Source organism: Nakamurella aerolata (assembly GCF_013002705.1).
GTDB classification, from domain to species: domain Bacteria; phylum Actinomycetota; class Actinomycetes; order Mycobacteriales; family Nakamurellaceae; genus Nakamurella; species Nakamurella aerolata.
Window position 1 is genome coordinate 39,442 of the sequence record NZ_JABEND010000006.1, and the last position, 16,074, is coordinate 55,515.

General features: G+C 69.5%; 15 protein-coding genes and 2 pseudogenes. 9 read left to right on the plus strand and 8 right to left on the minus strand.

All coding sequences use genetic code 11. From position 1 onward, the window contains the following. Nucleotides 1–4: 4 nt before the first annotated feature. From HKD39_RS11515 to HKD39_RS20780, 4 genes and pseudogenes are all read left to right on the plus strand, one after another. On the plus strand, nucleotides 5–892 hold the full coding sequence (locus HKD39_RS11515) for an ABC transporter permease subunit (RefSeq protein ID WP_171200034.1): 888 nt from the start codon (nucleotides 5–7) through the stop codon (nucleotides 890–892). Nucleotides 893–909: 17 nt separating this feature from the next. After that, entirely contained in the window at nucleotides 910–1,815 is a 906-nt protein-coding gene (locus HKD39_RS11520; RefSeq protein WP_171200035.1) for an ATP-binding cassette domain-containing protein, read from the plus strand. Nucleotides 1,816–2,027: 212 nt separating this feature from the next. Further along, on the plus strand, nucleotides 2,028–2,231 hold the full coding sequence (locus HKD39_RS11525) for a cold-shock protein (RefSeq protein WP_171200036.1): 204 nt from the start codon (nucleotides 2,028–2,030) through the stop codon (nucleotides 2,229–2,231). A gap of 150 nt (nucleotides 2,232–2,381) precedes the next feature. Then, a pseudogene (locus tag HKD39_RS20780) lies at nucleotides 2,382–2,564 on the plus strand (pyridoxamine 5'-phosphate oxidase family protein); the annotation flags it as partial. 246 nt (nucleotides 2,565–2,810) lie between these two features. Here the strand turns inward: HKD39_RS20780 and HKD39_RS19615 are convergent. Beyond that, nucleotides 2,811–3,260, minus strand: a complete 450-nt coding sequence (locus tag HKD39_RS19615; RefSeq protein WP_171200176.1) for an SRPBCC family protein — start codon at nucleotides 3,258–3,260, stop codon at nucleotides 2,811–2,813. An 81-nt stretch (nucleotides 3,261–3,341) separates the two neighbouring features. On the opposite strand from HKD39_RS19615, the gene HKD39_RS19620 reads away from it, so the two are divergent. Next, nucleotides 3,342–4,364 (plus strand): SDR family NAD(P)-dependent oxidoreductase, encoded by a 1,023-nt coding sequence (locus tag HKD39_RS19620; RefSeq protein WP_343074690.1) that lies wholly within the window; start codon nucleotides 3,342–3,344, stop codon nucleotides 4,362–4,364. A 9-nt stretch (nucleotides 4,365–4,373) separates the two neighbouring features. Here the strand turns inward: HKD39_RS19620 and HKD39_RS11545 are convergent. The 3 genes and pseudogenes from HKD39_RS11545 to HKD39_RS11555 all read right to left on the minus strand — a co-directional run bounded on the left by HKD39_RS11545 (nucleotide 4,374) and on the right by HKD39_RS11555 (nucleotide 7,503). Further along, nucleotides 4,374–5,452 (minus strand): annotated as a pseudogene (locus HKD39_RS11545) (FAD-dependent oxidoreductase). A gap of 116 nt (nucleotides 5,453–5,568) precedes the next feature. Continuing rightward, nucleotides 5,569–6,945 carry a cryptochrome/photolyase family protein gene (locus HKD39_RS11550; RefSeq protein WP_171200037.1) on the minus strand — a complete coding sequence of 459 codons (1,377 nt, stop codon included), beginning with the start codon at nucleotides 6,943–6,945 and terminating at the stop codon, nucleotides 5,569–5,571. Nucleotides 6,946–6,993: 48 nt separating this feature from the next. Further along, entirely contained in the window at nucleotides 6,994–7,503 is a 510-nt protein-coding gene (locus HKD39_RS11555; protein ID WP_171200038.1) for a pyridoxamine 5'-phosphate oxidase family protein, read from the minus strand. Between the two features lie 180 nt (nucleotides 7,504–7,683). Here HKD39_RS11555 and HKD39_RS11560 point away from each other — a divergent pair, with 180 nt between their 5' ends. The 4 genes from HKD39_RS11560 to HKD39_RS11575 all read left to right on the plus strand — a co-directional run bounded on the left by HKD39_RS11560 (nucleotide 7,684) and on the right by HKD39_RS11575 (nucleotide 12,698). Beyond that, nucleotides 7,684–9,393 carry an FAD-binding dehydrogenase gene (locus HKD39_RS11560; protein WP_171200039.1) on the plus strand — a complete coding sequence of 570 codons (1,710 nt, stop codon included), beginning with the start codon at nucleotides 7,684–7,686 and terminating at the stop codon, nucleotides 9,391–9,393. A 242-nt stretch (nucleotides 9,394–9,635) separates the two neighbouring features. Then, nucleotides 9,636–10,229, plus strand: coding sequence for a DUF1269 domain-containing protein (locus HKD39_RS11565; RefSeq protein WP_171200040.1), 594 nt, complete (start codon nucleotides 9,636–9,638; stop codon nucleotides 10,227–10,229). A 141-nt stretch (nucleotides 10,230–10,370) separates the two neighbouring features. Further along, the gene (locus HKD39_RS11570; RefSeq protein WP_171200041.1) at nucleotides 10,371–11,246 is read left to right on the plus strand and encodes a C40 family peptidase; all 876 of its coding nucleotides are present in this window, start codon (nucleotides 10,371–10,373) and stop codon (nucleotides 11,244–11,246) included. Between the two features lie 117 nt (nucleotides 11,247–11,363). Continuing rightward, nucleotides 11,364–12,698 (plus strand): MATE family efflux transporter, encoded by a 1,335-nt coding sequence (locus tag HKD39_RS11575; protein WP_171200042.1) that lies wholly within the window; start codon nucleotides 11,364–11,366, stop codon nucleotides 12,696–12,698. A gap of 6 nt (nucleotides 12,699–12,704) precedes the next feature. Here the strand turns inward: HKD39_RS11575 and HKD39_RS11580 are convergent, their stop codons facing one another. The 4 genes from HKD39_RS11580 to HKD39_RS11595 form a co-directional block, all read right to left on the minus strand. Further along, on the minus strand, nucleotides 12,705–13,373 hold the full coding sequence (locus HKD39_RS11580) for a hypothetical protein (RefSeq protein ID WP_171200043.1): 669 nt from the start codon (nucleotides 13,371–13,373) through the stop codon (nucleotides 12,705–12,707). Further along, entirely contained in the window at nucleotides 13,370–13,957 is a 588-nt protein-coding gene (locus HKD39_RS11585) for an RNA polymerase sigma factor (RefSeq protein WP_171200044.1), read from the minus strand. Before HKD39_RS11585 ends, HKD39_RS11580 begins: the two co-directional genes overlap by 4 nt. A gap of 90 nt (nucleotides 13,958–14,047) precedes the next feature. After that, nucleotides 14,048–15,268, minus strand: coding sequence for a M20 metallopeptidase family protein (locus HKD39_RS11590; RefSeq protein WP_171200045.1), 1,221 nt, complete (start codon nucleotides 15,266–15,268; stop codon nucleotides 14,048–14,050). After that, the gene (locus tag HKD39_RS11595) at nucleotides 15,265–16,041 is read right to left on the minus strand and encodes a DUF998 domain-containing protein (RefSeq protein WP_171200046.1); all 777 of its coding nucleotides are present in this window, start codon (nucleotides 16,039–16,041) and stop codon (nucleotides 15,265–15,267) included. The genes HKD39_RS11590 and HKD39_RS11595 overlap by 4 nt, the downstream gene beginning before the upstream one ends. Nucleotides 16,042–16,074 lie beyond the last annotated feature (33 nt).

The window sequence follows — 16,074 nt, forward strand, 5'->3', positions numbered from 1 at the left end:
TCGCGTGAGCACCTCGACCAACGACGGCTGGAGTCCGTCGCCGCTGCAGCAGCAGCGCGACGCGTACCGCCTGGGCCGGGCCCGACGCTCAACGCTGATCGCCGCCGTGTCGTCCGTCGTGGTGGTCGGGGTGATCGCGGTGTTGGTGGTCAACAGCTCCGGCTGGGACCGGTTCCGCGAGACGTTCTTCGACGTCGGGTACGTGTTCGAGCGGCAGCGGGACGGCACCGTCATCGCCCTCGAGGTGCTCAAGGGGCTGTGGCTGAACGTGCGCATCGCCGTGATCGCGGAGATCGCCATTCTGATCGTTGCGCTGGCGGCGGCGCTGGCCCGCTCACTCCGCGGTCCGGTGTGGTTCCCGTTGCGCGCCTTGGCGATCGGCTACACCGACCTGTTCCGCGGGCTGCCGCAGATTCTGGTGCTGCTGATGTTCGGCTTCGGCATGCCGGCCCTGCAGATCAGCTGGCTGCCGAACTCCGCGTTGTTCTGGGGCGCCGTCGGCCTGGTGCTCTCGTACGGCGCCTACGTCTCGGAGGTGCTGCGGGCCGGCATCGAGTCGATCCACCCGTCACAACGGGCGGCGTCCCGCTCACTCGGGCTGACCCACGGCCAGACCATGCGGTACGTGGTGGTGCCCCAGGGCGTGCGCCGGGTGCTGCCGGCGCTGCTGAACGACTTCGTCTCGCTGCTCAAGGACACCGGCCTGATCTCGGTGCTCGGCGTGGTGTACGACGCGGTGCTGAACGCGCAGATCGCCACCTCGCAGAGCTACAACTACACGCCCTATGTGTACGCCGGCCTGCTGTTCGTCATCCTCACCATCCCGCTGACCAGGGTGACCGACTGGATCGCCCGGCGGCAGGGCTTCCACGGCGTCGGGGGGACGGTATGAGTGCGGCAGGCGAGCCCATGAGCGCGGCGGGCCAGCCCACCGACCCAACAGACCTGACGAAACCCCTTGCGGGGCAGCAGCCATCGTCGTCCGGCCCGGACGGAACCGCCGGTGCCCACGGTGCCGGCAGCGATCACACTGCCGCGGGTGCCCACGGTGCCGGCAGCACGAAAGGCGGTGGCGGCGGCACCGGCCCGCTGCTGACGGTCAGCAACCTGCGCAAGTCGTACGGCGATCACGTTCCGCTGCGCGACATCTCGCTGACCGCCGCCGAACACGAGTGCATCGTGCTGATCGGCGCGTCCGGCTCCGGCAAGTCGACGCTGCTGCGCTGCATCAACCTGCTCGAGGTGGTGGACGACGGCGTCATCACCCTTGACGGCACCGACATCACCGACCCGCGGGTCAACGCCGATCGGGTGCGCTCTGACGTCGGCATGGTGTTCCAGTCGTACAACCTGTTCCCGCACATGAGCGTGCTGGACAACATCATGCTTGCCCCGCGCAAGGTCCGCGGCGTCGGCAAGGCCACCGCCAGGGCCGACGCCATGGCCATGCTGGAACGCGTCGGGCTGGCGAACAAGGCCAAGGCCCGTCCCGACCAACTCTCCGGCGGACAGCAGCAGCGGGTGGCGATCGCCCGCGCGTTGGTGAACAAGCCACGACTGATGCTGTTCGACGAGGTGACCTCCGCGCTCGACCCCGAACTGGTCGGCGAGGTGCTGGCGTTGCTCACCGAGCTGAAGACCGAGGGCATGACGATGCTGGTGGCCACCCACGAGATGAGCTTCGCCAGGGACGTCGCCGACCGGGTGCTGTTCCTGGCGGACGGGCAGGTCGCCGAGTCCGGGCCGCCCGAGCAGGTGCTCGCCGCGCCGCAGGACCCGCGCACCCAGCGTTTCCTGCGCCGGATGCTGGGCTGAAGCAGTTCGATCGACACTTTCATCAACAACTGACCGACCCGGGTAGCGATCCATGCGTGATCCATGCGACACTTTGCGCGGTCATTCCCGGGGCGCCTTCCCGGGAACGTCGATGTCCAGCGGTTCTCGGTTCCCTGAGGTCGTTCGAGGTTGGCGGACCCGGGCATGTACATCCGGTACGGCCCGCCTCACCAAGTATTTGGAGAAGTTGCATGGCACAGGGAACCGTCAAGTGGTTCAACGCCGAGAAGGGCTACGGCTTCATCACCCCGGACGACAACGGGCCTGATGTTTTCGTGCACTACTCGGAGATCCAGTCCTCCGGGTACCGCTCGCTGGACGAGAACCAGCGGGTCGAGTACACCGTGACCCAGGGGAACAAGGGGCCGCAGGCCACCGCCGTCACCCCGGTCTGATCTCACCCAACACCACCAACGCCGCCGACGAGTCTTTCGTCGGCGGCGTTGGTGTGTGCGGGGTCTCGCCCTGTGGCGGGGACGGTGTCGGTGTGCGTCCGTAGCATTCGAACGGTGAAGCTGACAGAGGCCCGCCTGCGATCGAACCTGATGGCCTGTTTCACCACCGTTGACCCGAGCGGACAGCTGACCAGCGTGCCGGTGTGGTTCCTGTGGCGCGACTCCCCGATCGGCGGATCCGACGACGAGACGGTGCTGATCTACAGCCAGCCAGGCAAGAAGAAGCTGCGCAATCTGGCCCCCAACCCGCGGGTGGCCTTCGGGCTGGACGTCACCGACATCGGGCGCAGCAACGTCCGCATCGAAGGTGACGCCAGCGCGGCCGGCGCCGGCGAGATACCACCGCCAAGCGCGAATCCGGGTTACCTGGCCAAGTACACCGAACGGTTCGGAGCACTGTTCGGCACCCCTGAGCGCTTCGCCGAGCTGTTCAGCACCCCACTGATCATCACTCCGCGACGACTCTTCACCGGGCCCCGAGGCGGCCGCCGGCTCCCATACCTGCAGTCAGCAGCAGCCTCACGACGCCGTGGGTCGCTGCAGTGCCGCGGTGATCCCGCTCACCGTCTTGCCGGCCAGGTAGTGGAACAGCAGCGTCATCAACGGGTCGGACACCTTGGCCCAGCCGTTGAACTGGACCCGCGAGTCGTAGGTCAGCTCGGTGCTGGCAGCCGAGAGCGCCCTGATGGAAACGGTGTCGGTGGACGTCGCCGTCTTGTTGCGACCGACCAGCCTGATGCGCTCGGCGGTGTCCTCGACCAGCTCGTAGTCCAATTCGGTGGTGATCACCAACAACTTGCTGACGTTGCGCCAGCGTGCGCCGACGGCGACCGGCGCCCCGCGGTCGCCGACGCGTTCGCAACTCACCGTCCCCGGATCCCACTCAGGTGCATTCGAGAAATCGGCAAGGTAGCTGCGGGCCCGTTCGGCTGGACATTCGACGGTGAAAGTTCTGCTGACATGTACCATTTCGGGTTCTCCTGCTGCGTCAGTGGTGTGCCGACACTATCGGCAAGCGACAATGCCCGCTCGGCGTGTCAAGATGGCCACGTGACGTCCTCCGCACCGGCGAGCTCCGCGACATCGACACCGCGCCGCGCCCTGGTCACCGGGGCGACCGGGTACATCGGTTCCCGGCTCTGCCCGCTGCTGCTCGCCGACGGGGTCCGGCTCACGGTGCTCACCAGATCGGCGGCGAAACTGCGGGAGCAGGCCTGGGCGCGCGCGGCCGAGCAGAACCAGTTGCTGTCGGTCGTCGAGGGTGATGCGTCCGACGCCGAGGCGGTGCGGCGCGCCTGCACCGAGGTCGATACGCTCTACTACCTGCTGCACTCGATGGGCAAGGCCGACAACTTCCAGGAGCAGGACGCCGCCCTCGCCCACACCTTTGCCGACGCCGCGAAGGCCGCGGCGGTGCGGCGCATCGTCTACCTTTCCGGGCTGCACCCCGACACCCGCGAGCTGAGTCCTCATCTGGCCTCAAGGGTTCAGGTCGGCGAGATCTTCCTCGGCTCCAGCGTGCCCACCGCGGTGCTGCAAGCGTCCATCATTATTGGTGCCGGGTCGGCGTCGTTCGAGATGCTCCGGCACCTGACCCGCAGACTGCCGGTGATGGTCGCGCCGCGCTGGCTCAACAACCGCGTGCAGCCGATCGCCATCACCGACGTGCTGACGGCGCTGCGGAGCGCCGCGCGGCTGCCCGCCGACGTCAGCGGAGTTTTCGACATCGCCGGGTCCGAGGTGCTCAGCTACCGGCAGCTCATCGACCGCTTCGCACAGGCGGACGGCCGGCGCCGGCCGCTGATGATCACGGTTCCGCTGTTGACGCCGTGGCTGGCGTCGCAATGGATCGGGCTGATCACACCGCTCCCGCCTGACCTGGCAAAACCGTTGGTGGGCAGCCTCATCCACGACACCGTGGTGCATGACGACGGCCGCGGCGTTGACACCCTGCTGCCGGAGGGCACTGTCGGCATCGACCGGGCACTCGCGCTGGCGTTGGACGAGGGCGCCAGCGCGGCGGATGTCGACCCGGCCAAGCGCAATGCTGCCGACCCGGACTGGGCCGGCTAGCCGACCGCTCTAGCTGACCACGCTGTGGCGTCCCCGCGGCCGCTTCGCGGAAAGTCCCAGCAGTGCCCTGATATCGCGGACCGCGGCGCGGCCGGCCCGGTTGGCGCCGACGGTGGACGCGGACGGGCCGTAGCCGATCAGGTGCACCCGCGGGTCGACGACGGTGCGGGTGCCGTCCATCGCGATGCCGCCGCCGTGCCCGCGCAGCCGCAGCGGCCCCAGGTGCCCGAGCGAGGCTCTAAAACCGGTGCACCAGAACAGCATGTCGGCCTGGCGGAAGGTGCCGTCTGCGTCCCGCACCCCACCCGGTTCGATACTGCTGAACATCGGGTGCCGCTCCAGGATACCGGCGTCGCGGGCCGCGCGCAGCGCGGGAGTGAGCGGCAGACCGGTCACCGAGACCACCGAGTTCGGGGTGAGCCCGCGCCGCACCCGCTCGTCCACCATCGCCACCGCGGCCCGGCCCAGCTCCGCGGTGAACTCGCGCTCCACCCACACCGGCGGGCGCCGGGTGACCCAGCGCAGCGACGCCACCACCGGTGCGATCTCCATGGCGAGTTGCACGGCGGAGATGCCGCCGCCGATCACCACGGTCCGCTTTCCGGCGAACGCGTCCGGCCCGGTGTAGTCGTGGGCGTGCAGCTGCTGGCCGGCGAAGCTGGCGCGGCCGGGGTAGAACGGCCAGAACGGCCGGTTCCAGGTACCGGTGGCGTTGATCAGCACCCTGGCCCGGTACTGTCGGCCGGCCGTGTCGGTGGCGAGCAGCCCGGTGCCGTCGCCGCGCACCTGCACGATCTGCACCGGGCGGCGAACCCTTGTGGCCAAACGCTTTTCGTAGTCGGCAAAGTAGTCGGGCACCGCGATGTTCGCCGGGACGTCGCTGCCCACCTCGGGCGGCTGCGAGCCGGGCAGCTCCCTGATGCCGTTGACGGTGGGCCATGGTGAGCGATTTCCAGCGGTGCAGCCAAGCTCCGCCAGGGGCGGTTTCGGCGTCGAGAATCAGATGGTCGGTGCCCGTGCGGTCCAGGTGGTGGGCAGCCGAACCCGGCCTGCCCTGCCCCGATCACCAGGACGTCCGCGGAGTCCACATTGTCAGGTTACGGCTGTCGGAGCGGTGGGCACGCTGCGACGGTAGTCGACAGGAAGCAGACCGACCCAATCTCGGCGGCAACCGCAACGTGGGTCGCACCCCACGCCGCACGCACTAGCGGTTCTGATAGCGGCGCAGTGCTTCTTGGCGTTGCTCGGCGAGGTCGAGCATGCGCTCGGGATAGCCGCCCGAGTAGCCGTCCGGGTGTTTCCATGGTTCGTGGGCGGCGGCGCCGGCAAGGTGTGCCAACTCGGGGATCCAGCGGCGAACGTAGTCGCCGCTCGGGTCGAAGCGCTTGCCCTGGGTGACCGGGTTGAAGATGCGGAAGTACGGGGCGGCGTCGGTTCCGGTGCCGGCGACCCACTGCCAGCCGTGGTTGTTCGAGGCGATGTCGCCGTCCGCCAACAGGTTCAGAAAGTGCCTGGCCCCGTGCGGCCACCACACGTGCAGGTGCTTGACCAGAAAGCTCGCGGTGATCATCCGCAACCGGTTGTGCATCCACCCCTGCGCGGCCAGCTGGCGCATGCCGGCGTCCACCATCGGGAAGCCGGTGCGGCCGGCCTGCCAGCGGTCGAAGTCCGCATCGGGCTCCGCATAATCCGGCTCCGCGTAATCCATTGCGATCGGATGCAGATCGGCCCAGGCCGAGCCCGGCTGATGCCACAGCACGTCGGCATAGAACTCGCGCCAGCACAGCTCGGTGACGTAGCGCTGCTCCGCCGCGCTCATGCTGCGCCCTGGCCGGACCAGGTCGGCCAGCAACGTGCGCGGATGCACTTCGCCGAACTTGAGGTACACCGACATCCTGCTGGTGCCGTCCAGATCCGGCCGGTCCCGCCCGGTGTCGTAACCGGCCAGCGCGTCGTCGCGGAACTGCTGCCAGCGCTGCCTGGCGGCGGCCTGCCCGGCCGGGTACCCGACCCGCTCGTCCGGCGAACCGGGTGAAGCCGCCGTCGGTCCGTCGCCCGGCAGCGGTTCGGTGTCGACGCCGCGCGCCCAGCGCACCCGCACGTCACGGGCGGGTGAATGCCAACCGTGATCGCGCCAGGCCCGGCTGAACGGCGTGAACACCCGGTAGGGCGTGCCATCCGCCTTGGTCACCCTGCCCGGCCCGACGGCGTACGGCGTTCCGGTGACCGCCCAGTCGATGTGCTTGGCGTGCAACGCTTCTCGCACCTTGGCATCCCGCCGGCGGCCGTACGGACTCGGCTCGCCGGTGACGTGCACCGCTGCCGCACCCAGCTCCGCGGCGAGTGCCGGTACCACGGCGACCGGGTCGCCGGTGCGCACCACCAGCGCCCCTGAACAGGCAGCGTCCAGGGCGCGCAGCGACGCCAGCAACCGGTCCCGGCGCACCGTCCCCGCCGACCCCAACAACGCTGGGTCGAGCACGAACAGCGGCACTACCTGCCCGGTGCGGGCCGCGGCGGCCAGCGCCGGTTGGTCGACGGTGCGCAGGTCGCGCCGGAACCACATCACCGAGCGCGTCATCCGCGCGGCACCGGATCCGAGTCGCCGACGCGCCGGCGCCGGTACTGGTCAGAGATCGGCGGAACCGCTCACGCCGAGGTTGGGGCGCTTGCCCGTCACCCTGGCCTTGGCGATGTCGAGCAGCATGCCGACCGGTCCGGGCGAGTCCCAGTACTCGGCACCCTCGGCGTCCACCCTGATCACCGCGACCTTCGGGTCGTCCGGCTCGCACTGGAAATAGTCTTTGGCGAAATCACTCCAGAGCTGGTTGGCCCGCTCCGGGTCGTGAGTGGCAGATCCGTTGCCGCGCAACGACACCCACGACGAACGCTCGGTGAACGCCACATTCACCGACGGGTTCGCGGCCAGCTCGTTGGCCAGCGGTGAATCCGCAAGACCGAGGTACCACAAGGTGCCGTCGAACTCGGTGTCCAGACACGTCATCGGCCGGGACACCAGCCCGTCGGCGCTGTTGGTGGTGATCATGCAGATCCGCTGACCCTTGATCAGTTCGGCCACCTTGGTGACCGCGTCGGCGTTCTGCTCGGCATCGCTGCCGGTTCGGTTCTGCTCCGCCATCACAGCTCCTTCCGCTGGCGATGCCAGCGCTCAGACGGCCGGCATCGATGAAGTACCGCATGGCCAAGCCTGCCGCATAACGCCCGGCGATGCAGCGGGAGCTTCGACCGACCGGGGGCCTGCATCGCTGCCGGCCAGGTGCGCGTGCTGCACACTGGAACCTCATCCCGAGGAGGCCAGATGCCCGAGACGCCCGAGACGTTCGGCAGCTCCGACAGCACCGACGTGCTGGTGATCGGGGCCGGCCTGGCCGGACTGGTCGCCGCGGTGGAGGCCGCCGACGCCGGCAAGCGGGTGATCGTCGTCGACCAGGAACCCGGCGCCAGCCTCGGCGGGCAGGCCTGGTGGTCGTTCGGCGGGCTGTTCATGGTCGACTCCCCGGAGCAGCGGCGGATGGGCGTGCACGACAGCGCCGAGCTGGCACTGGCCGATTGGCTGGGCTCTGCCGGTTTCGACCGCGACGAGGACTACTGGCCGCGGCAGTGGGCCCATGGCTTCGTCGACTTCGCCTCGGGTGAGCTGCGCGGCTGGCTGCGGGAACTGGGCGTCAAGGTGTTCCCGGTGGTGCAGTGGGCCGAGCGCGGCGGCTACCAGGCCGCCGGCGACAGCCTGCTGGAGACCGCACACGGCAACTCGGTCCCGCGCTTCCACGTGGTCTGGGGCACCGGACCCGGCCTGTTGGCGCCGTTCGTCCGGCGCGCGCAGCAGCACCTGCGGGACGGCCGGCTGCAGCTGCGGTTCCGGCACCGGGTCACCGAGCTGCTGACCGATACCGGCGACGCAGCGGCGGTGACCGGCGCGCGGGGCGAGATCCTCGCCGAGTCGGCGGCCGCCAGGGGTGAGCGGTCCAGCCGGGAGGTGGCCGGTGAGTTCGTGATCGCCGCCGGTGTCACCGTCGTCAGCTCCGGTGGGATCGGTGCCAACCACGATCTGGTGCGGGCGAACTGGCCGGTCGGCTACGGCGATCCCCCTGCCGAGATGATTTCCGGAGTACCGGATTCCACCGACGGGTTGATGCTCGGCGTCGCGCAGCGGGCCGGCGGCCGGCTGATCAACTCGGACCGGATGTGGCACTACCCCGAGGGCGTCGTCAACCACAGCCCGGTGTGGAGCAACCACGGCATCCGCATTCTCGCCGGGCCGTCGTCACTGTGGCTGGACGCCACCGGCCGGCGGCTGCCCAGCCCGCTGTTCCCCGGGTTCGACGCGCTCGGCGCCTTGCGCGAGGTGACGGCGAGCGGTCACGCGCACAGTTGGTTCGTGTTGAACTCGGCGATCATCGGCCCGGAGTTCGCCCTGTCCGGATCGGAACAAAACCCTGACCTCACCGGCAAATCCGTTGTGCAGCTTGCAAAATCACGTCTCGGGAAAGGTCCCACCGCAGCAGTGCAGGCCTTCGTCGACGGTGGCGTCGACTTCGTCACCGCGGACACCGTTGCCGAGCTGGCCGGCAAGATGAACGAGCTGGGCGGCGGCCAACTGATCGATGCCGGCGAGTTGGAGCGCGTCATCGTAGCCCGCGACCTGCAGGTGCGCAGCGGCCTCGGCAAGGACCCGCAGATCGCCGCGGTCGCCGCCGCCCGCCGATTCCGCGGTGATCGGATGATGCGGATCGCCGACGACGGCGAGCTGTTGGACCCGCGCAAGGGCCCGCTGATCGCGGTGCGGCTGCACGTCCTCACTCGGAAAACGTTGGGGGGCTTGGAGACCGACCTGACCGGAGCGGTTCGCCGCAGCGACGGCAGCGTGCTGGACGGGCTGCTGGCCGCGGGTGAGGCCGCCGGCTTCGGCGGTGGCGGCATGCACGGTTATCGGGCTCTGGAAGGGACATTCCTTGGCGGTTGTTTGTTGTCCGGACGAGTTGCCGGTCGAACCGCCGGCCGCAGCTGAGCGCGAACAATCATCGGCGCGGTACCGCCGACCAGGTGGTCGATGCAGCAATTCTCGATGTGTTACCGGGTCTCGATTTGTTACCGGGCGAAAGGGTCGTTGTCCGGACACGAAACTACTTCACTTTCGGATATCGCAAACCGGCCATCGCGCCTAGGCTCGATACACGGACAGCCGGTGGCCACCGGTTCCGTCTGGGGCCGATCAGGCCTCAGCCGCCCGCAACGCAAGGAGTGGTTTGGATGGCCGAAAAGTACGCGGTGGCAATAACTTTCGACGACAACGCCAAGACTTTTCAGGCGTTCTCAGAGCTGCAGAACGCCGGCGGGGTTGGCATCACTGCCGCGGCAATCGTCGACCGGGCCGAAGACGGGCGCTTCAGCATTCCGGAGCAGACCGACAGCAAGTGGGGCGCGGGTCTGGCCTCCGGTTCCATCATCGGGATGCTGGTCGGGGTGCTCGGCGGTCCCCTTGGCATGCTGCTGGGTTGGGGCGTCGGCGCCACCACCGGCGCGCTGGTGGACGCCAGCCGGATGGACAAGGGCGACGACGCCATCGCCGCGTTCAGCGAGCTGATCAAGCCGGGCCACAACGCGATCATCGCCGAGACCGAAGAGGCCAGCACCGAGCCGCTCGACGCGTTCGTCGCGCAGGCCGGCGGCACCCTGATCCGCCAGCCGCTGGACGAGGTGATCGACGAGCTGGAGGCCCAGCAGGCCGCCGCCGAGGCCGCCGCGAAGGCCGCTCGCGAGGAGATGCGCAAGCAGAAGAAGCAGGAGCGCAAGGAGGACAGGGACAAGCGGTTCGACGAGCTCAAGAAGAAGCTGCATCTCTAGCACACAACCGGGTGACGGTTGGCGGCGGGGGCCGGTGATGCGGTAGCGTGCGCCGGTCCCTGCACGTCACCACGGTGCTCGGCATCGTGGTACGCCAGCTGTCGGGGGCTGGCTCTCCAACAGCCGAAAGCAGCCCCCTTGATGCGACGACGCCTGCTGTCCGCCGTTCTCACCCTGCTCGTGGTGCCCACCACCGCGACCCTTTCCCCCGCCCTGGTGCCCACCGCCGGGCCCGGCGTCACCGTCGCGGCCGCGGCGTCGGCCCATCCCAAGCTGGACGCCACGCTGGCCGCGGCCAAGCGGGCCACCACCATGAACGCCGCCTATCGGTACGGCGGCGGCCACGGCCCCACCCCCAACAGCAGCCCGGCGAACACCGACTGCTCCGGCTTCACCCGGTGGGCCTACTACCAGGGCTTCCGCTACGACATCGGCGCCGGCAGCGCCGAAAGCGTCCGCACCTCAGGCCGTTTCACCAAGACCAGCAGCCCGCAGCCGGGCGACCTGGCGTTCTTCGGCAGCGGCGGACGCGGTCCGGCAACCCACGTCGGCATCTACGCCGGACGCAATGCGGCCGGGGTGCCGACGCTGATCCACAACAGCACCCCCGGCACCGTGGTGCATACCAGCACGTTCAGCTCGTACTACACGTCTCGGCTGATCGGCTACTACCACCTGACGGCGGTGGCAGACAAGCCGGCCGCGCCGGCCAAACGGGGCACCTCGGTAGCGATCGCGGTGAACGACTCCACCCTGCGCCCCGGGCAGGCCGGCACCGTGAACGTCGGGCTGCGATCCGGCACCGCCCGCGTCCCCCGGCAACAGGTGAAGCTGTATCAGCTGGTCGGCGGGCAGTGGATGCTGGGCGCAACGGGCACCACCAACGCCATCGGCAACTACGCCTTCCGCATCTACGGGGCCAAGACCGCGGCCAGCTACCGGGCCACCTTCGCCGGCAGCGCCGGTTACCTGCCGTCGGCGTCCAGCGCGGTGCGGATCACCGTGGCCAGCCGCTGACGGTGCGGCCGGTGGTCCGGTCCTGCCGGTGGTCCGGTCCTGCCGGTGGTTCGGTCCTGCCGGTGGTCCGGTCCTGCCGGTGGTCGCCGCGTCGGCGGCCGGTGCCGGTCTGAGAGCATGCGGGACGTGGTTGCGCCCAGCCTGAACCGACAGATCCTCGCCCTCGCGCTGCCGGCGCTCGGCGCGCTGATTGCCGAGCCGATCTTCCTGCTGGTGGATTCGGCGATCATCGGCCATCTCGGAGTGGCGCAGCTGGCCGGCGTCGGGGTCGCCGCCACCATTCTCACCACCGCCGTTGGCCTGTCGGTGTTCCTGGCCTACGGCACCACCGCGCAGGTGGCACGGTTGCTCGGCGCCGGGAACCTGCGGCGCGCGCTCAGCCTCGGCATGGACGGCATCTACCTGGCGTTGGGGATCGGCCTTGCGCTGGTCGTCGTCGGGATGCTGGCCGGGCCGGCCGCGATCCGGGCGCTGGGCGCCAGCGGCGATGCTGCCCGGTACGGCACCAGCTATCTGCTGTGGTCGCTGCCAGGCCTGCCCGGCATGCTGGTGGTGCTGGCCTGCACCGGGGTGCTGCGCGGCCTGCAGGACACCCGCACCCCGCTGTGGGTCGCGGTGGCCGGGGCGATCTCCAACATCGGGTTGAACCTGTTGCTGGTCAACGGTTTCGGCTGGGGCGTCGCCGGTTCGGCGATCGGCACGGTGATCGCGCAGACCCTGATGGCGGCGGCGTTGGTCGCGGTGGTGGTGCGGCACGCTCGTCACCACCGAGCCAGCCTGCGACCGGACCGACGCGGCATTCGCGGGGCCGGGGCCGCCGCCGTCCCACTGTTGATCCGCACCCTGGCGCTGCGGGTGGGCATTCTGGCCACCACCATGGCCGCGGCACGGCTCGGCCAGGTCGGGCTGGCCGGGCATCAGGTGGTGAACACCGTGTGGAACTTCCTCGCGCTGGCGCTGGACGCACTCGCGATCGCGGCACAAGCGTTGACCGGCAAGACTTTAGGGGCGGGTGACGCCGCCGAGGTACGGGGCGTGACGCGCGCCATGGTGTGCTGGTCGCTGGGGGCCGGCGCGGTGATCGGGCTGCTGGTGTTGCTCGCCGCGCCCTGGGTCGGCGCTGTCTTCACGCCGGATTCCGGTGTGCGGCACGCCATCACGCTGGGACTGCTGGTGGTCGCGGTGGCGCAGCCGCTGGCCGGTTATGTGTTCCTGCTGGACGGGGTGCTGATCGGCGCCGGCGACGGGAAGTACCTGGCGTGGGCCGGCTGCCTCGCGGTCCTGGTGTACCTGCCATTCGCCTGGGCCGTCGCGGCCTGGGCGCCGGCCGGGCCGGTCGGGCTGCTCTGGCTCTGGATCGCTTACACCGCAGTGTATTTGACCGCCCGCGCGGTGACGTTGGGCCTGCGCTACCGACGGGACGCGTGGCTGGTGCTCGGCGCCGGTCGATGAGTCGCGTCAGCCGACCCCCTGCGCGGCGTAGTCACGGATCTGCACCTTCGATGCGATCTGAAGCAGCTGCTGATCGGGAAGGTCAGCGGTACTGGCGGGGAACTGCACCATCGCGCGGAGACCGCGACCCACGTCGACGATCACCGTCCTGCCACCTGCCGGGTTGGTGTTGTCGTTGCGCAGCAACAATTGTCGCCCGTTCACGGTGCGGTCCATGGCGCCTGGCGCCGACTTCGGCTCGGCGAGCAGCACCACGATCATGGAGGGGTACGACATCTTGATGTCCGGTCCGGGACCCTCGGTGGACGTCTCGCTGACCACCATGCCCCCTGGGCCGTACTCGACCGCGCCGTTGTCGCTGCGGGCGAAGGCCCAGCCGTTCGGCAACTGCGGCAACGCGAACGGCGCACTGGCCGGGGTGGCTGCGGCGACCAATCCGGACGTGGCCCGTGGTTGCGCCGCGGCGGGCTGCGTCGGCTCACCCGGGGTGTTGACCAGCAGCGCTGGGGTCAGGATGATCGCGGCCGCCGCGACCCCCGCGCCCGCGGTGTAAGCGAGCCGGCGCCTGCGTTGCCTGGCGCCGATGGCGGCCTCGATGGCCGCCATGGCGGCGCCGGCATCGCGAGCGTTGGCGGCCTGGGCGGTGAGCTCGTCGTGCAGGGCTGTGGTGCTCATGGGAGAACTCCTTGCGATTCGGTAAAAAGGGGGCCGGTGGGGTGGGGGGCCGTGCCGCGCGGTTCGGCGGCGCGCGGTTCGGCTGTGCGCGGTTCGGCGGCGTCCCGACGCAGCGCAGCCAGCCCGCGGCTGACCAACGCCCTGGCGTTGACCTGGCTGCACCCGAGATCGGTGGCGATGTCGTGGTAATCGAGGTCGACGTAGAACCGCAGTACAACGGCGGCCCGCTGTCGCGGCGGCAAAGTCGCGAGGCGGTGCCGGAGTTCGGCGCGGTCGGTGATCACCAGCGCCGGGTCGTCGCTGTGGTCGCCGGCCAGCTGGACCAGCTCGTCCTGATCGGTCGGCCGCACCTGCCTGGTATGCCACCTGCGGTGCTGCGAGATCCATTCATTCGTGATCATTCGACGCAGGTATGCGGTACGGTGCTGCATCGGCGCGATCCGGCGCCAGCGGGTGTGCACCTTGACCATGACGTCCTGCACCAGATCGCCGCCGGTATCGGGACTGCCGGTGAGCGCGGAAGCGAACCGCAGCAACTGCGGCAGCTCGGCGCCTGCGAATTCGGCGAAGCCGGTGTGCGTCATGGCTGATCAACGCTCACCGTGCCGGGTTTGTGACACCCGGTGGTCGGTGGTTCGCGCTCCGCTAGCGCTCCGCGGGCCTGTCGCGCTCCGCTAGCGCTCCGCGGTGGCCTTCTGCAGGCGGCGCAGCGCGGTCTCGGCGAGCAGTGCTGCCCCGTCCGGGACAACGGAGTCGTCGAACGCGGCGCGCGGAGAGTGGTTGTCCGGCGCGGTTTTCGGGTCGTCGCTGGTGCAGGCGGACAAGAAGATGAACGCCGACGGCACCTCGTTGGCGACGAACGAGAAGTCTTCGGAGCCGGCCTCCGGGAACGGCATCTCGGTGTAGTGATCGGCGCCGAACAGATCGGTCACCACGTCGGTGAGGAACCTGTACTCGTCCGGGTCGTTGACGGTGACCGGGTAACCACGCCGGTAGTCGATCTCGGCCTTCATGCCGTGCGCCGCGGCAACATGGTTGGCGACCGACGTCAGCTCGTCCTTGATCTTGGCGTTGGTGTCCGGTGAGAAGGTGCGGACCGTCATCTCCAGCCGGGCGTCGTCCGGGATGATGTTGTCCTTGCTGCCGGCGGCGATCATCCCGCAGGTCACCACCACCGGGTCGAAGACGTTGAACTTGCGGGTCACCATGGTCTGCACCGCCAGCACGATCTCACAGGCCACCGGCACCGGGTCGAGGGAGTTGTGCGGCTGGCTGCCGTGGCCCCCGCGGCCGCGCACGGTCACGAAGAACTCGTCGGCGGCGGCCATCAACGGCCCGGGCCGACCGAACCACATGTCCTTGGCCTCCCCCGCGCTGGTGACGTGCAGCGCATAGGCGGCGTCCACCCGGCGTCCGGCCGCTTCCAGCAGGCCCTCGCGCACCATCGGATCGGCCCCGCCCGGGCCTTCCTCACCCGGCTGGAACATGAAAACCACGTCGCCGGGCAGCTGATCGCGCAGCTCGTGCAGGATCTTGGCCGCACCAACAAGGCCGGCGACATGCAGGTCGTGACCGCAGGCGTGCATCAGCCCGTTCTCGGAGGCGTAGTCGAGGCCGGTCTGCTCGACCACCGGCAACCCGTCCATGTCGCCGCGAAGCAACACCACCGGACGGTCGGTGCCGCTGGCTCCCGGCGCGGTACCACGCAGCACCGCCACCACCGAACTGAGCTTGCGACCCTTGGTGATCTCCAGGTCGAGCCCGGCGAGCTCATCCAGAATGGTCTGCTGGGTGACGGGGTTGTCCAACGCCAGCTCGGGGTTCGCGTGGATCTTGCGGCGCAGCGCGATCAGCTCCGGAGCCAGCCGCGCTGCCAGGTCCTGCGTTGAAGTCATGACAGCACGGTATCCGGCTGCCCGGCGGGCCGCCCTTCCGCGGTGCGATCGAGCACCCACCAGGCAAGCACCCCGACCGCAACGATCTCGGTGGTCGCCACTCCGCGCTCGATGATCCCCACCCACGGCAGTAGGCCGTCCTTGCCGAGCAGACTGAGCACCGTCTGCGCGGCCAACACCGCGAACCAGCCGAACGAGATCCAGGTGAGCATGGCGATGATCCGAACGGCGCGGTGTGGTGCGGGCGGCTCTGGCAATGCTCCGTCTCGCGGAGCATTGCCGAAATCCAGCTGCCGGCGCACGTGCCGACGGACCACCAGCAGCAGCGCGATGGGCAGCGATACGAACGCCAGCAGCGTGAACGACCAATGGATGCGGCCCTGGACGGTTGGGTCGGGTCCGATCATCGTCTTGGTGATCACGGTGAGACCGACCAGGCCGACGCACCACAGCGAGTACCAGACCGCCCAGCCACCGCGGAACCTAATGGTGCCGCTGTGGTGCAGCGCTGCGCCGATGAGCACCGATGCCGCTGCCAGCACCAGCACCCCGGCCGCGAACATCCAGGCGCCGGGGACCAGCGCGTACTCGCTGATGGTGGTGCGCAACGGATCCAGCCGGCGGCCGCCTGGGGTGATGTGCATGACGATCTCTAGCGCGCAGGAGATCGCGATGCCGACCAGCCCGGCAATGCTCAGCCTTCTCACCGCGCGCCTGGGATCCGCCGCCGCGTCGACGCGGACCGGCTCGTCGAGGGCCGGCTCGGTGGTCATGACAGGGTGGCCTTTCGGGCGGCGGGTGGATCC

Excerpts from the sequence above, each read along its gene's own strand:
- HKD39_RS11520 (WP_171200035.1), top strand. The coding sequence starts at position 910 with ATGAGCGCGGCGGGCCAGCCCACCGACCCAACAGACCTGACGAAACCC.
- HKD39_RS11525 (WP_171200036.1), top strand. The coding sequence starts at position 2,028 with ATGGCACAGGGAACCGTCAAGTGGTTCAACGCCGAGAAGGGCTACGGC.
- HKD39_RS19615 (WP_171200176.1), bottom strand. The coding sequence starts at position 3,260 with ATGGTACATGTCAGCAGAACTTTCACCGTCGAATGTCCAGCCGAACGG.
- HKD39_RS11550 (WP_171200037.1), bottom strand. The coding sequence starts at position 6,945 with ATGACGCGCTCGGTGATGTGGTTCCGGCGCGACCTGCGCACCGTCGAC.
- HKD39_RS11555 (WP_171200038.1), bottom strand. The coding sequence starts at position 7,503 with ATGGCGGAGCAGAACCGAACCGGCAGCGATGCCGAGCAGAACGCCGAC.
- HKD39_RS11560 (WP_171200039.1), top strand. The coding sequence starts at position 7,684 with ATGCCCGAGACGCCCGAGACGTTCGGCAGCTCCGACAGCACCGACGTG.
- HKD39_RS11565 (WP_171200040.1), top strand. The coding sequence starts at position 9,636 with ATGGCCGAAAAGTACGCGGTGGCAATAACTTTCGACGACAACGCCAAG.
- HKD39_RS11570 (WP_171200041.1), top strand. The coding sequence starts at position 10,371 with ATGCGACGACGCCTGCTGTCCGCCGTTCTCACCCTGCTCGTGGTGCCC.
- HKD39_RS11575 (WP_171200042.1), top strand. The coding sequence starts at position 11,364 with ATGCGGGACGTGGTTGCGCCCAGCCTGAACCGACAGATCCTCGCCCTC.
- HKD39_RS11580 (WP_171200043.1), bottom strand. The coding sequence starts at position 13,373 with ATGAGCACCACAGCCCTGCACGACGAGCTCACCGCCCAGGCCGCCAAC.
- HKD39_RS11585 (WP_171200044.1), bottom strand. The coding sequence starts at position 13,957 with ATGACGCACACCGGCTTCGCCGAATTCGCAGGCGCCGAGCTGCCGCAG.
- HKD39_RS11590 (WP_171200045.1), bottom strand. The coding sequence starts at position 15,268 with ATGACTTCAACGCAGGACCTGGCAGCGCGGCTGGCTCCGGAGCTGATC.
- HKD39_RS11595 (WP_171200046.1), bottom strand. The coding sequence starts at position 16,041 with ATGACCACCGAGCCGGCCCTCGACGAGCCGGTCCGCGTCGACGCGGCG.